At 66.5% G+C, this 14,181-nt stretch carries 13 protein-coding genes; 9 read left to right on the top strand and 4 right to left on the bottom strand.

The genetic code is table 11. The annotated features are described in order from the left end of the window. The 3 genes from WBB07_RS24795 to WBB07_RS24785 are packed head-to-tail and all read left to right on the top strand — an operon-like array spanning nt 1 to nt 2,981. Nucleotides 1-1,182, top strand: coding sequence for a hypothetical protein (locus WBB07_RS24795; protein ID WP_526311559.1), 1,182 nt, complete (start codon nt 1-3; stop codon nt 1,180-1,182). Further along, nucleotides 1,182-2,168 (top strand): aldo/keto reductase, encoded by a 987-nt coding sequence (locus tag WBB07_RS24790; protein WP_526311557.1) that lies wholly within the window; start codon nt 1,182-1,184, stop codon nt 2,166-2,168. Before WBB07_RS24795 ends, WBB07_RS24790 begins: the two co-directional genes overlap by 1 nt. A gap of 9 nt (nt 2,169-2,177) precedes the next feature. Further along, entirely contained in the window at nt 2,178-2,981 is an 804-nt protein-coding gene (locus WBB07_RS24785) for a triose-phosphate isomerase family protein (protein WP_526311703.1), read from the top strand. On the opposite strand, the gene WBB07_RS24780 is transcribed toward WBB07_RS24785, so the two are convergent. Further along, nucleotides 2,942-3,742, bottom strand: coding sequence for a family 1 encapsulin nanocompartment shell protein (locus WBB07_RS24780; protein ID WP_526311555.1), 801 nt, complete (start codon nt 3,740-3,742; stop codon nt 2,942-2,944). The two genes, WBB07_RS24785 and WBB07_RS24780, sit on opposite strands and share 40 nt — an antisense overlap. Beyond that, the gene (locus tag WBB07_RS24775) at nt 3,739-4,779 is read right to left on the bottom strand and encodes a Dyp-type peroxidase (protein WP_526311553.1); all 1,041 of its coding nucleotides are present in this window, start codon (nt 4,777-4,779) and stop codon (nt 3,739-3,741) included. The genes WBB07_RS24780 and WBB07_RS24775 overlap by 4 nt, the downstream gene beginning before the upstream one ends. 53 nt (nt 4,780-4,832) lie before the next feature. Here WBB07_RS24775 and WBB07_RS24770 point away from each other — a divergent pair, with 53 nt between their 5' ends. Genes WBB07_RS24770 through WBB07_RS24750 form a run of 5 tightly spaced genes read left to right on the top strand, consistent with a single transcriptional unit; the run spans nt 4,833 to nt 11,755 of the window. Next, the gene (locus WBB07_RS24770) at nt 4,833-6,110 is read left to right on the top strand and encodes a M18 family aminopeptidase (RefSeq protein WP_526311551.1); all 1,278 of its coding nucleotides are present in this window, start codon (nt 4,833-4,835) and stop codon (nt 6,108-6,110) included. 15 nt (nt 6,111-6,125) lie between these two features. Next, entirely contained in the window at nt 6,126-6,476 is a 351-nt protein-coding gene (locus tag WBB07_RS24765) for a VOC family protein (protein WP_526311549.1), read from the top strand. Between the two features lie 19 nt (nt 6,477-6,495). Beyond that, nucleotides 6,496-7,710, top strand: coding sequence for a cation:proton antiporter domain-containing protein (locus WBB07_RS24760; RefSeq protein ID WP_526311547.1), 1,215 nt, complete (start codon nt 6,496-6,498; stop codon nt 7,708-7,710). Nucleotides 7,711-7,719: 9 nt separating this feature from the next. Then, nucleotides 7,720-10,014 carry a phosphoribosylformylglycinamidine synthase subunit PurL gene (gene purL, locus WBB07_RS24755; RefSeq protein WP_526311545.1) on the top strand — a complete coding sequence of 765 codons (2,295 nt, stop codon included), beginning with the start codon at nt 7,720-7,722 and terminating at the stop codon, nt 10,012-10,014. Between the two features lie 10 nt (nt 10,015-10,024). Next, nucleotides 10,025-11,755 (top strand): alpha/beta hydrolase, encoded by a 1,731-nt coding sequence (locus tag WBB07_RS24750; protein WP_526311543.1) that lies wholly within the window; start codon nt 10,025-10,027, stop codon nt 11,753-11,755. 41 nt (nt 11,756-11,796) lie between these two features. Here WBB07_RS24750 and WBB07_RS24745 read toward each other — a convergent pair whose 3' ends face one another. Next, the gene (locus WBB07_RS24745) at nt 11,797-12,216 is read right to left on the bottom strand and encodes a PPOX class F420-dependent oxidoreductase (protein WP_526311541.1); all 420 of its coding nucleotides are present in this window, start codon (nt 12,214-12,216) and stop codon (nt 11,797-11,799) included. A gap of 57 nt (nt 12,217-12,273) precedes the next feature. Here WBB07_RS24745 and WBB07_RS24740 point away from each other — a divergent pair, with 57 nt between their 5' ends. After that, nucleotides 12,274-12,708 carry a sterol carrier family protein gene (locus tag WBB07_RS24740; RefSeq protein WP_526311539.1) on the top strand — a complete coding sequence of 145 codons (435 nt, stop codon included), beginning with the start codon at nt 12,274-12,276 and terminating at the stop codon, nt 12,706-12,708. Here the strand turns inward: WBB07_RS24740 and WBB07_RS24735 are convergent. After that, entirely contained in the window at nt 12,674-13,993 is a 1,320-nt protein-coding gene (locus WBB07_RS24735; RefSeq protein ID WP_526311537.1) for a DoxX family protein, read from the bottom strand. The genes WBB07_RS24740 and WBB07_RS24735 overlap by 35 nt on opposite strands. Nucleotides 13,994-14,181: the final 188 nt, after the last annotated feature.

The raw sequence follows: 14,181 nt of genomic DNA, 5'->3' as shown, positions 1-14,181 counted from the left end.
ATGACCGACCGTGACCAGATCAACGAACTGATCACACGAACCGACGGCGTCCTGCACCTCGAACCTGCTTTTGTGGCGCGGACCTGGATGAAGTCGGGTCGACGGCTGGGGTTGCCGCCAGAGGAATATGACGCCGGCGAACGTGGCGAGATCTGTGAGCGCTGGCTTGCCTCCACCACCCCGGCGGCCAATGCCGTCACCGTCGAAGGTGAAGGCATCAGCGTCGTGCGTGACGGCGCAGCCGGCCACCGCCTCGACCGGATCGTCGGGGTGGCACCGGAACTGGTGATGGGCGAGTCCTACGCGGCCGACCATGACGGTCTCGGTCGACTGGCGAAGATCTTCGACTACGGCGAACGGGTACCGTTCCACATCCATCCGCCCACGGAAGAGGCACGAAAGATAGGACTCAACTCCAAGGACGAGGCCTACTACTTCCTGCCGGTCGGCGACCTCGGTGCTCATCCGGAATCGTTTTTCGGATTGCACTCGTCGCTGAGCCGGCAGGAAGCGTCCGACGAGTTGATCGGCCACCTCAAGCGGTGGTCCGACGACCGCGTGCTGTCGATGTCGAAGGGTTACACGCTCTACGAAGAAGGCGGATACTTCGTCCCCTCCGGCATGCTGCACGCTCCCGGAACAGCCTTGACGCTGGAGTTGCAGGAGGACTCCGACGCCATGGCGTTCTTACAGGCGGACTGCGGCGGCGTCCACCTGTCCAAGGACCTGTTGCTCGGACTGCTCGATTCCGAGGCCAAAGCGCAGCGCGGGGAAGCAGCGATCCTCGACTGGATCGACTGGGACCTGAACCTGATGGCAGACTTCCACTCTGCCTACCGCACCCCGCCCGCGGTGTTCAACGCCGGTGCCGGTGTCGAAGAGTCCTGGATCTTCTACGGCGGCACCAAATTCAACGGGAAGCGGTTGCGCCTGGACCCGGGAGCTTCGGTGCGCAGCGTCGAGAACGGCTTCTACTCGGTATTCGTCTGGTCCGGTACCGGAACGTTCGGTGGCGCCGCGTTCCAGGGTGGCGCAATGGGCTCCGACGAGTTTCTCGTCTGCCACGACCGTGCGGTCCGGGGCGTCGAGATCGTCAACACCGGAAACGAACGGGTGGAACTGATCAAGTTCTTCGGCCCCGATATCAACAATGACGTCCCGCTGGTCGGGAGGAACGGATGATGATGCACCACACGAAATTCGGCACCACCGACATGTCGATCTCCCGAGTGGGATTCGGTTCGTGGGCGATGAGTGGTCCGAACTCGCCTAGCTACTGGGGTCCACAGGAGGACAACACCTCCGTTGCCACCATCCGGCGGGGTATCGAGCTGGGCATCAACTGGATTGACACCGCAGCCATTTACGGGATGGGACACGCGGAAAGGATCGTTGCCGAAGCGATTTCGGTGTACTCAGACGCCGACCGGCCGCTGGTGTTCACCAAGGGCGGGCTGGCCTGGGACAAAGCCGCCCCGGATGCGACCGTCACCAAATGCGGTAAGCGCGAGAGCATTCTCGCCGAAGCCGACGCGTCGCTCCGGCGGCTCGGCGTCGACCGGATCGATCTCTATCAAATGCACTGGCCGGCCAACGATGCCGAGGTTCAGGAGTACTGGTCGGCGTTCGGCGAGCTGTTGCAATCAGGCAAGGTCCGTGCCATCGGCCTGTCCAACCACTCGGTGGAGCAGCTCGAGGCTGCGGCGCAGATTGCGCCGGTGCACGCCATCCAGGTCCCGCTGAGCCTGGTCAACACCGCGGCTGCCGACAGCCTGCTCGTCTGGGCCGCCGAGCACGGCGCGGGCACACTGCTGTACAGCCCGATGGCCTCAGGCCTACTGACCGGCAAGTACCGCGGCGGTGACCTCGGCGCACTCGACGACAACGACTGGCGGCGGCGCTCCCCGCTGTTCACCCCCGAGAATCTGGCCCGGGTGGATCAGTTGGTCGACGTGCTCGCCGAGATTGCGGCCGCGAAGTCCACCACGGTGAGCGCGGTGGCAGTCGCCTGGACCCTGACGAGGCCCGGCGCCACCGCGGCCATCGTCGGCGCGCGGACACCGGAACAGGTGAACGACTGGATCGATGCCGGGACACTGACATTCGAGGACGCAGAACTGGCGGCACTGGATCGTGCGCAGGCACAGTACGCGTCAGCACAGAGTTAGGCCGTGGGGATGTCGCCCAGCACCACCCGCTACATCGGCACCAGCTGGAAGATGACCAAGACCATCGACGAGGCGCGCACGTTCGCCGCCCGCCTCGTCGAGGCGGTTCCCACCATCCCCGCTGATGTGCAGCCGTTCATTCTCCCGTCGCACACCGCATTGGCCACAGTGCACTCGGTCCTCGGCGATGACTCGCCGGTGATCCTGGGTGCACAGAACGCACATTGGGCCGCACCTGGAGCCCACACCGGCGAAGTGTCCATGGAGCAGGTTCGCGACGCCGGTGCGACGCTGGTTGAGATCGGACACTCCGAACGGCGGGCACAGTTCGGGGAAACCGACGAAACCGTGATGCTGAAGACCCGGCGGGCGGTTGATCTCGGGTTGCGGGCGTTGGTGTGTGTCGGGGAGTCGGCGGCAACACGGTCACTCGGCGGGGCAGTCGATTACGTCATGGGCCAGGTGAGCCAGGCGCTGGCCAGTCTGCAATCCGACGAGCTCGGCCGGGTGATCGTCGCCTACGAGCCGCAGTGGGCGATCGGCGAGAACGGTACGGCCAGTTCACCCGACAAGGTGGCCGATGTGCTTGCCGAGGTCCGCGCCCAATGGCAGGGCCTGGAGGCGGTGCTCTACGGCGGCAGCGTCACCACCTCCAACGCGCCGGGATACTTCGAACTGCCCTACCTCGACGGACTGTTCATCGGCCGGGCGGCATGGTCGGTCGAGGGCTACCTGAGCTTCCTGCAATTACCCGGCCCCTCGGCGCCGGTCGCTCATGGGCGGCCCAGTGCCACAGAGGCTTCGGAGGTGTAGCAGAGGAACGTCAACGTCTCGTCCAGGTAGAGCTGCACGGTGTCGGCATCGTGTGACAAGTATCCGATCGACACGTCAGTTCCCAGCTGAAGGTCGAAATCGCCTCCACGGGTGGACAACACGAACGCGCCATCGATGGCGGGCGCCCAGATGATGTCACCGTCGACCAGCCGGCTGAGGTGCTCCCGGATCGGGTAGCCGTGCGCGGTGGTCTCACTGACCTGGGTGTAGACGTCGGCGGACAGCAGCACCGAGTAAGGGCCGTCGACGCCGGCCAGACGCAACTCCGACAGTGCCTGGGCGATCACATCGGGGATCTCGCGAGGATCCTCCGGCAGCGCCAACTCCGGATTGGAACTGCACTTGCGGATCCCGCCGATCTGCGCGGCCTCGTAACCCTCGAAGATCGCGCGGTCCTCGGCAAACGCCAGCTTGCGGGCGGCTTCCTTGACCGGATCCCAGTCCGAATCCTGAGAGCCACGTTCCACGTCATCGATATCGATCCGGTTGACCGTGAACGGAACCCGCAACCGCACCAGCGGGCGACTGTCACGCAGGTGGGCCACCACTCCGTCACTGGGAGCGGCCGTCTCCAACAGATGGCCGGTGCTCACGGCGGCGGTGACCGGTCCGTTGGGCTCGCTGACGTCGACGACCCGTCGGCCGGCGATGTGGCGCTTGAAGGTTCGCGACGCCTCTAGTTCGATCTCCGCCCACGCTGCCTCCGTGATCGGTGCCAGTTCACGGTAGAGATTGTTCATTGAGGTTGCCCTTTCAGACTGCCGATGGTCAACGAGCCGTTGGTGGAGGGATTGCTGGTGGTGGAGAGCTGGACAGAGGCCGGGACTGCGGCCTGCGACGAATCCGGCATCGCAGGCGGGTCATCGAGGAAATCCGCCGGCGGGCTGAAGAACAGCACACCCGTTTGCGCCGTCGAGAAATCCAGGATGCGGTCGGTGTTGCCGGGCGGGTCGCCGATGAACATATTGTTCAACATGCGCTCGGTCACCGTCGGGGTTCGCGAATAGCCGATGTAGTAGGTCCCGAACTCGCCCTTGCCGATCTCGCCGAAGGGCATGTTGTGGCGGACGATCTTCAGTTCGTTTCCGTCGGCGTCGGTGATGACATTCAGGGCCACATGCGAATTGACGGGCTTCACATCGTCACCGAGTTCGATGTCCTCGAGCTTGGTGCGGCCGATGACCCGCTCCTGGTCGGTGACCGAGAGCGCATTCCACGCACTCATGTCGTGCACGTACTTCTGCACGTGCACGTAACTGCCACCGGCAAAGTCGGGATCCTCGTCGCCGATGGCGGTGGCGTTGACGGCCACTCGGCCATCCGGATTCTCGGTGCCGTCGACAAAGCCCAACAGATCCCGGTTGTCGAAGAACCGGAAGCCGTGCACCTCGTCGACGATGGTGATGGCCCCGGCCAGGGTGCGGGCGACATGGCCGGCGAGTTCGAAACAGAAGTCCAGGGATTCGGCACGAATGTGGAACAGCAGATCGCCCGGCGTCGCGGGCGCGGTGTGCCGGGGCCCGTTGATCTCGACGAACGGGTGCAGTTCCGCCGGCTTCGGACCGGCGAACAACCCATCCCACGCCTGCGAGCCGATCGAGGTGATCATCGACAACTTCTTCGACGGGTCCCGGAATCCGACGGCACGGACCAACCCGGACAGATCGGGTAGTGCGTCATGAACTGTCTGCAGGCCGCCGTCGTCGATGGTGGCCACGATGAAGATGGCCGCGGGTGTCAACGGGGCCAGGACCGGCTGGGGCTGCGAGTCAGGCACGATGTGACCCTAACGTCCTGACCTGACCTGTGCGACGACAAAAGATGGTGAACATGCCTGCGAGCCCTGATCCGTCGAGTGTGACCCTGTGCGAGTTCATCGATGCCTCGCCGTCTCCGTTCCATGTTTGCGAGACCGCCGCCGGGCGGTTGCTCAGCGCCGGATACACCGAGCTGCTCGAAGCAGATCCGTGGCCGGGGGCGGGCCGGTACTTTGTCGTCCGGGCCGGATCCCTGGTGGCCTGGGACAGTTCGGGGACGCCGGGGCGGCCGTTCCGGGTGGTCGGCGGGCACACCGACAGCCCCAACCTGCGGGTCAAACAGCACCCGGACCGGACCGTTGCCGGCTGGTCGGTGGTGGCGCTGCAGCCGTACGGCGGTGCCTGGCTGAATTCGTGGCTGGACCGCGACCTCGGTATCAGTGGTCGGCTCTCGATCCGCGACCCGGCCCAGCCGACGGGAATCGCACACCGGCTGGTGCGCATCGACACCCCGCTGCTGCGGGTGCCGCAATTGGCCATCCACCTCTCCGACGACCGCAAGGGCGTCAGCCTGGACCCGCAACGGCATGTCAACGCGGTGTGGGCGACGGGGGACCGCCCGGCTTCCTTCGTCGACCACGTGGCACGGGAGTCCGACATCGACCCCGCCGACGTGCTGGCCTTCGACCTGATGACCCACGACCTGACCCCGTCTGTCGTCTGGGGTGCCGACCACGAATTCGTCAGCGCACCCCGGCTCGACAACCAGGGCACCTGTTACGCGGGGCTCGAAGCATTCCTGGGGGCCGGCCCCGGCGCCCACATTCCGGTGCTGGCACTCTTCGACCACGAGGAAGTGGGCTCGACATCGGATCACGGCGCCCAGTCCGATCTGTTGATCACCACGCTGGAGCGGATCGTGCTCGCCGCCGGCGGCGATCGCCAGGACTTCCTGCGGGTGCTCACCGGCTCGATGGTGGCCTCCGGAGACATGGCACACGCGACGCACCCGAATTATCCCGAGCGGCATGAACCGAACCATCCGATCCTGATCAACGGCGGGCCGGTGCTCAAGGTGCAGCCGAACCTGCGCTACGCCACCGACGGACGCACCGCGGCAGCGTTCGAACTGGCGTGCCGGCAAGCCGGCGTACCGCTGCAGCGCTACGAGCATCGCGCCGACCTGCCATGCGGGTCGACGATCGGACCGATGACAGCAGCGCGCACCGGAATCCCCACCGTCGATGTCGGGGCCGCCCAGCTTGCGATGCACTCGGCCCGTGAGCTCATGGGTGCCCATGATGTCGCCGCCTATGCGGCTGCGTTGCAAGCGTTTCTGTCACCGGGCTGACATAGGGTTTCGCCCATGACGCTGAAGGCTCAGATGGTCACGTTCGACTGCACCGACCCCGACGCACTCGCGGCGTGGTGGGCCGGCGCGGTGGGCGGTGAACTCAACGCTGTGGCACCCGGGGAATTTGTGGTGGTCGTGTGTGAGCAGGGCCCGGCGCTGGGGTTCCAGCGGGTGCCGGCTCCGACACCGGGGAAGAACAAAGTCCATCTCGATTTCGACACCCCGGATCGCGACGGCGAGGTCGCCCGCCTGGTCGAAGCAGGGGCAACGGAGCTGGGACGGCAGAGCTACGGCCCCGGGATCGAGTGGGTGGTCCTGGAAGATCCCGAGGGCAATGCGTTCTGTGTAGCGGGCGACAGCTGACCCAGGGGATACTCCGCCGGTGTTGTGGTCACTCATCGGGCTGGCTGGGGTCCTGGTCGTCTGGTCATTGCTCGACGGTCGGCTGCAGCGCTGGCACATCGCCCCGGCGATGGCGCTGGTGTTCGCCGGGGCACTGGTCGGATTCGCCACCCATGACTCGCTAGCGCTGCAACTCGACGTCGAGGCGGTCGAGCCGGTCCTCGAGACGATTCTGGCGATTGTCCTGTTCGGGCACGCCATCAGCATCCGCGGCGGATTTTTTGGTGGTCAGTCGCGCTTGGCGCTGCGACTTCTCTTCCTCGCGATGCCGCTCGGACTGGCCGCGACGGTGGGGCTGGCGTATTGGCTGTTCCCCACGCTGTCGTGGCCGATCCTGCTGGTGATCGCCTGCGTCATCGTGCCCGTCGACTTTGCGCCCGTCGTCTCCTTCCTGCACGACGACCGGATCCCGCTGCGGGTCCGGCGAGTCCTCAACGTGGAGGAGGGTTACTCCGACGGGGTGATCGCGCCGGTCTTCGTCTTTGCACTCGCCGTCGTCGGTGGCGAGCACACCAAGGCCGAAGGCGTCGGGGAGGCGTTACGTGAAGGGCTGCCGCACCTGGTGACCGCCGTGGTGCTCGGCGTCGGCATCGGAGCCGGCGTGGCGTGGATCGCCAACGCCGCCGACCGCCGCGGCATCATGACCGACCAGTCCCGGCGGGTGCTGATCCTCATCGCCCCGATCCTGACCTACATGCTGAACGTCGGCATGGACGGCAACGGCTTTGTCGCCACGTTCATCTGCGGTATCGCCTACAACAGCGTGCGGGAGTACGTCGACGCCGGGCGCGAGCAGGAACTCATCGACGACGTGTCATTCCTGCTGGCAGCGGCCATGTGGTTCGTCTTCGGGGCGTGCGCGTGGATCGCCGTCAAGGAAGGTGTCCCGCTCGAACTGGTGGTGTTCTGTGTGCTGGTACTCACAGTGGTGCGCGCAGTTCCGGTGGTGATCGCCCTGTGGCGCACGTCGCTGACCAGAACAGAACTGACCCTGCTGGCAGGCTTGGGGCCGCGCGGTACCGCAAACATCGTGCTGGCGCTGTTGGCCTACGTCACCCTGCCCGACGACGAGGCGGCCCTGGTGCTGGTGGTGGCCATCATGGTGGTGCTGGGCAGCGTCCTGCTCCACGGCACGGCGGGGCAGGTACTGGTGAGCCGCACCGCAGTGGCGGGCACTGTCGCCCACAGGCAATAAGCTGTCGACGTGACGACCGAAGTCCCCGGTGTTGACACCGTCTCGTACGCAGCCACCACTCCCGATCAGCCGCAGCCTTTCCGCGAGCTGGGCCTCAAGGACGACGAGTACGAGCGGATACGTGAAATCCTCGGCCGCCGCCCCACCGACGCCGAACTGGCGATGTACTCGGTGATGTGGAGCGAGCACTGCTCCTACAAATCCTCGAAGGTGCATCTGCGCTACTTCGGTGACACCACCACCGACGAGATGCGCGCCGGCATGCTCGCCGGTATCGGCGAGAACGCCGGCGTGGTCGACATCGGTGACGGCTGGGCGGTGACCTTCAAGGTCGAGTCGCACAACCACCCGTCGTACGTGGAGCCGTACCAGGGTGCCGCGACCGGTGTCGGCGGCATCGTCCGCGACATCATGGCGATGGGCGCCCGCCCGGTCGCGGTGATGGACCAGCTGCGGTTCGGCGCTGCCGACGCGCCCGACACGCGCCGCGTCCTCGACGGCGTGGTCCGCGGTGTCGGTGGCTACGGCAACTCCCTCGGCCTGCCCAACATCGGCGGCGAGACCATCTTCGACGAGTCCTACGCCGGCAACCCGTTGGTCAATGCCCTCTGCGTCGGCGTGCTGCGCAAGGAAGATCTGCACCTCGCCTTCGCATCCGGTGAGGGCAACAAGATCATCCTGTTCGGCGCCCGCACCGGTCTCGACGGTATCGGCGGGGTGTCGGTGCTGGCCTCGGAGACATTCGGCGGCGACGAGGGCGAGGGCCCCGGCCGCAAGAAGCTGCCCGCGGTGCAGGTCGGCGATCCGTTCATGGAGAAGGTGCTCATCGAGTGCTGTCTCGAGCTGTACGCCGCCGGACTGGTGGTCGGCATCCAGGATCTCGGTGGCGCCGGATTGTCCTGTGCCACTTCTGAGCTCGCCTCCGCAGGGGATGGCGGGATGGCGATCGAGCTGGACAAGGTGCCGCTGCGCGCCAAGTACATGACGCCGGCGGAAGTGCTTTCCAGTGAATCGCAGGAACGCATGTGCGCCGTCGTCACCCCGGAAAATGTCGAGGCTTTCCTGGCCGTCTGCCGCAAATGGGAGGTGCTGGCCACCGTCATCGGTGAGGTCACCGACGGCGACCGGCTGCACATCACCTGGCACGGCGAGACCGTCGTCGACGTGCCACCGCGGACCGTCGCCCACGAAGGTCCCGTCTACCAGCGCCCGGTGCAGCGCCCCGACACCCAGGACGCGCTGATCGCCGACACCTCGGCGTCACTGAAGCGGCCCCAGTCCGGCGACGAATTGCGTGCCACGGTGCTGGAGATGCTGGGCAGCCCGCACCTGTGCAGCCGGGCGTTCATCACCGAGCAGTACGACCGCTACGTCCGCGGCAACACCGTGCTGGCCGAGCATGCCGACGGCGGGGTGCTGCGCATCGACGAGCAGACCGGCCGCGGTATCGCGCTGTCCACGGACGCTTCCGGCCGCTACACCCGGCTGGACCCGTACACCGGTGCCCAGCTTGCGCTGGCCGAGTCCTACCGCAACGTCGCGGTGACCGGTGCGGTCCCGGTCGCGGTGACCAACTGCCTCAACTTCGGCTCGCCCGAAGATCCCGGCGTGATGTGGCAGTTCTCGCAGGCCGTCCGCGGACTTGCGGATGGCTGTGCGGCCCTTGGCATTCCGGTCACCGGCGGAAACGTCAGCTTCTACAACCAGACCGGGTCGACGGCGATCCTGCCCACCCCGGTGGTCGGCGTGCTCGGTGTACTCGACGATGTGGCGCGCCGCACCCCGACGGGATTCGGGACCGAACCGGGCGAGACGCTGATCCTGCTCGGCGACACCCACGACGAGTTCGACGGGTCGATCTGGGCCCAGGTCACCGCCGATCATCTGGGCGGCGTGCCGCCGAAGGTCGACCTGACTCGCGAGAAGCTGCTTGCCGAGGTGCTGGCCGCTGCCTCCCGCGACGGCCTGGTTTCCGCCGCGCACGACCTGTCCGAAGGCGGCCTGATGCAGGCTGTCGTGGAAGGTGCGCTGGCCGGCGAAACCGGCTGCCGGTTGTTGCTGCCGGAGGGCGCCGATCCGTTTGTCCAGCTGTTCTCCGAGTCATCGGGCCGGGTGCTGGTTGCCGTGCCGCGCACCGAGGAGAGCCGGTTCATGTCGATGTGCGAGGCGCGCGGCCTGCCCGCCGCCCGGATCGGTGTGGTGGACCAAGGTTCCAACAGTGTCGAGGTTCAGGGACAGTTCACCATCCCGCTGACCGAGCTGCGCAAGACCTGGGAAGGCGTGCTACCGGCGCTGTTCGGGTGAGCCGGCGGCCATGACCACACCGGGGGAGCAGCGCCAACGTCACCCCCTGCTTGACTGGCTCTGGGGTCTGGTCCGGCTGGATTTTGTCGGTGTCGCAGTAGGCGCGCTGTTCTTCTGTGTGTCGCTGACGCCGTCGCTGCTGCCCCGGGACTGGCTGTTTGCCGGACTGATCGGCGGAATCAACGCCGCCATCGGCTACGGCCTGGGTGTGGCGTTGGGAAAGCTGCTGCGGCGCCTGATGTTCGGCCGCGCAGCGGAACGCAAACCGTCCTGGTGGCCGTCCTCGAAACGAGTGCTGTTCGGGCTGAAGACGTTGACGGTCGTCGGCTCGGTGGGTTCGTGTCTGCTGATCGTCATCCCGGCGGCGGCCTGGCAGCGACAGGTGTCGGCCCTGATGGGGATCGAGGGCCCGGCCACCGCGGGCTACTACCGCACCGTGGTCCTGGCCCTGCTCATCGGCGGCCTGCTGGTGGCCGTCGCCCGGGTGCTGCTCGACGCCATCAAAGGACTGGCGCGGATCCTGATCCGGCGGCTGCGCCTCAACGACGAAGTGGCGCTGTTCATCGGTACGGCGGTGGTGGTGGTTCTGGTCATCACCCTGGTCAACGGTGTGCTGTTGCAGGGATTCCTGGCCGCGGCCAACCGGGTGTTCCAGCCACAGGACTACACCACCCGAGAAGGCGTCGAACAGCCTCTGGCGCCGCAACGATCCGGCAGCCCCGAGTCGTTCGCCGCGTGGGACACCTTGGGTTACCAAGGGCGCAACTTCGTCGCCGGCGGCCCCGATGCCGCCGAGCTGGAACGCATCAACGGTGAACCCGCGCTGGAACCCGTCCGGGTCTATGCGGGCCTGCAGACCGCCGACACCGCCGAAGCGCGGATGGCCGTGCTGCTCTCCGAGCTCGAACGGACCCGAGCCTTCGATCGTGAACTCCTGGTGATCGTCCCGACAACCGGAACCGGCTGGGTCAACCCGGCGGCCGCCGACGCCCTGGAGCTGATGTACAACGGCGACACCGCGATGGTCGCCCTGCAGTACTCCTATCTGCCCAGCTGGATCTCGTTCATCGGTGATCAACAGGCGTCGATGGAGGCCGGGCGGATGCTGATCGACGCAATCCACCAACGGTGGGTGCATCGCCCCCCGGAGGCCCGCCCCAAACTGGTGCTCTACGGCGAGAGCCTGGGGTCGATGGCGGGGCAGGCGGCGTTCGGATTCCTGCCCGACATATCCCGCATGGGGTTCGATTCCGTGCTCTGGGTGGGCCCACCCAACTTCAGCCCGCTCTGGGAGGCGCTGATCGTGCGGCGAGACCCCGGCACGACGGAGGTGCATCCGCGTTACGACGGCGGCCGCACCGTGCGGTTCTCCCCGGCCAACAATCCCTCCGAGATCCACCGCGACACCGCGGCCCCGTGGGAGGGCACCCGGGTGCTGTTCCTGCAGCACCCGTCGGACCCCGTCGTGTGGTGGTCGCCGGAGCTGCTGTTCACCCGCCCGGACTGGCTGCGGGAACCTCCGGGCCGGGACCGCACCGCCTCCATGCGGTGGTACCCGATCGTGACGTTCTGGCAGGTCGGCGCCGATATGACCAACGCCGCCGGCATGCCGGGAGGCCATGGGCACAACTACGGGAACTCGATGCTGGACGGCTGGGCGGCGGTGGCGCCGCCACCGGGATGGACGGCAGCGGACACCGAGCGGATCCGCGGAGTGCTCGAGGCGGACGATCCGGCCTGACCGGTTCGCGACGCTGCGCTACGGCTCACACGCAGCGGGTTTCAGACGTCGCGGGCGTCGGCGACGAGTAGGTGCGGCTCGGTTTCGGTGTCATCGATACCGAAACTGATGATGCGCCGCGGCGTGATCCGGATGATGGCCGAATCCAGCCCTTCGGATCCCGTTCCCGACGACTCGATCAGAGCCTGCTCGGCGGTGCCGCGGATCTCGATACAACGCACCCGCCACGGATCACGCGAGAAAATGTCGTCGACAACAAACGCCACGGTGCTGTTGATGGCGATGTTGCGGAACTTCTGGCTGCGCGACATCCGGTAGCCGAAGATGTCGATCGTGCCGAGCCGGTCGTTGAACTCGAAGCCGACGGGACTGTTCTGCACGGTCCCGTCCGATTGCACAGTCGCCAACCGTCCCAGGTCCGCAGAGTTCAGGTAGGCGATTTCGTGGGGTTTGAAGGTCATCACCTCACGGTAGAAGGTCAACGCAGGTTCAGGTCAAGACCCGTGAGACGCTGAGGTATGCCCGCTCGTCGTAGTGCTGATCCGGCAAAAACCCGCGCCGCCGTACTCGCCATCGAGGTCTGGTTACGGGATGCCGACGCGCCCCAGCCGGACCGTTTGCTAGTTGCCGACGCAGTGCGGTTGACCGCCCGTTCCCTGGCCGCCGCGGCGCCGGGGGCCTCCGTCGAGGTGAGGGTGCCGCCGTTTGTTGCCGTGCAGTGCATCGCGGGTCCGCGTCACACCCGGGGAACACCGCCCAACGTGGTGGAGACCGACCCGCGCACCTGGCTGCTGCTGGCCACGGGCCTGGCGGCACCTGCCGAGGCGATCGCCTCCGGGGCGTTGCGGCTGTCCGGGTCGCGGGCCGGTGAAGTCGAGGCCTGGCTACCGATGGTGCCGCTGGTCGGCAGCGGCACCATCAACGAAAATACGGATACTCCTGAACCCAGTTGAACCCCCGGTTCAGCAAGGTGAACCGCGACGGATCCTCGAGCTGCAACGACAGGGTGACCGGTGCACCCGCGATCGTGCCGTCGAGCGTCAGCCGATCCGGTGCCGGCTGCGCAAAGACGAAGGTGCCGACCGGATCCGGGTCCCCCGATAACGTGACGGTGCCGGCGTCGGTGTCCACCTCAGCGCCGACCGGTTCGAGCCGACCATCCAGGTGTTGCACGGTGGCGGCACCCGGTGTGTCGAAAACGATGCGCTGCCAGCGGGAATCGTCGGTCAGCAGCGGCGCCACCGGCGCGCCGTCACGGTTGAACTCCGTCACCACCCACATGCCGTACAGATCGGGCTTGGGTGCACCGCCCCCGTAGTTGGTCCATGCCGACCAGCTGATCAGCGAGGCGCCGACCAGTACCCACACGCCCATGAGGACCTGGGCGACGGTGGCGTAACGGTTGGCCCGGGCGGTGGTGAACAGGGCCGGCTGGGACAGCGGTTGGGCGCTCCGGCCCCGCAGGAACACATCGGCGAGCTTGCCGAACTGCGGCGCCAGGAGCACCAGCGCCAGCAGCAACAGGTGCAACGACAGGATCTTCACCGGGACGTCGAACGTCATGTTCAGCACGAACACCTGGATCATGCTGACCAGACTGATCAACGCCCCCAACGTCGCGGTGCGGGGCAGGAACAGCAACAGCCCGCCGGCCACCTCGGCAGCGCCGAGCACCATCTCGTAGGGATGCGAACTGCCGACCTGCAACCACAGCACCGTGGCGGGGCTCATCTCGCCGAACGGTTGCAGCAATGCCGACAGCGCCGGTGCGGGCATCTGGGTCGGGATCAGCTTGGCCATGCCGTAGAAGAGCATCTGCCCGCCCACGCACAACCGCAGAAACGTCAGGAACCACGCGTGCAGCCGCGGATACGCGGGCCGGCGGCGATCCAGAGCCGTCCAGATGACGGTGGCGGCCACCGCAACCACCAGCAGAGTGAACACCAGCACCCAGATGACGGCCTGGTCACCGCTGCCGGAATCCACATGCAACGTCACGTCGGTGCCGAACACCGTCCTGCCGACCCAGCCGAGCAGCGGCGTCAGGAAAACCAGCTGCGAGAGCACCGCAGTGTCGGGCAGCAACCCGCCGAGCACACCGGTGAACACGAACAGGATCTGAGCGAACACCAGGCAGAACAACCCGAAGTAGACAAAGGTGAACCGGAACGCGATGCGGGTTAGCGGGTTCCACCTGGTCTGGGCGTGCTCGACGTCGACCTCGGCGGTGGTACTCACGTCAGATTCCTCACTCTGGGCGCCGTGATGCAGATCACCGGCGGGGTTTGTTGGTCGCCGCAAGGGTGTTCACGGCTACCACGGTCCGGGTCAGTCCCGGTATTGGTTGCGTTGGTGGACAACGCATTTCACCGAGGCCACTCTACTGAGGGAATGCCGCTCGCCACGCCGTCGTTGATTCGGGGGCA

It is taken from the genome of Mycobacterium sp. (assembly GCF_049647605.1).
Taxonomy (GTDB): Bacteria; Actinomycetota; Actinomycetes; order Mycobacteriales; family Mycobacteriaceae; genus Mycobacterium.
This window is presented reverse-complemented; position numbering and strand designations above follow the sequence as displayed.

Bases quoted from the DNA above. Each gene is read 5' to 3' on its own strand.
- WBB07_RS24795 (WP_526311559.1), top strand. From the start codon at position 1: ATGACCGACCGTGACCAGATCAACGAACTGATCACACGAACCGACGGC.
- WBB07_RS24790 (WP_526311557.1), top strand. From the start codon at position 1,182: ATGATGCACCACACGAAATTCGGCACCACCGACATGTCGATCTCCCGA.
- WBB07_RS24785 (WP_526311703.1), top strand. From the start codon at position 2,178: ATGTCGCCCAGCACCACCCGCTACATCGGCACCAGCTGGAAGATGACC.
- WBB07_RS24780 (WP_526311555.1), bottom strand. From the start codon at position 3,742: ATGAACAATCTCTACCGTGAACTGGCACCGATCACGGAGGCAGCGTGG.
- WBB07_RS24770 (WP_526311551.1), top strand. From the start codon at position 4,833: ATGCCTGCGAGCCCTGATCCGTCGAGTGTGACCCTGTGCGAGTTCATC.
- WBB07_RS24765 (WP_526311549.1), top strand. From the start codon at position 6,126: ATGACGCTGAAGGCTCAGATGGTCACGTTCGACTGCACCGACCCCGAC.
- WBB07_RS24750 (WP_526311543.1), top strand. From the start codon at position 10,025: ATGACCACACCGGGGGAGCAGCGCCAACGTCACCCCCTGCTTGACTGG.
- WBB07_RS24745 (WP_526311541.1), bottom strand. From the start codon at position 12,216: ATGACCTTCAAACCCCACGAAATCGCCTACCTGAACTCTGCGGACCTG.
- WBB07_RS24740 (WP_526311539.1), top strand. From the start codon at position 12,274: ATGCCCGCTCGTCGTAGTGCTGATCCGGCAAAAACCCGCGCCGCCGTA.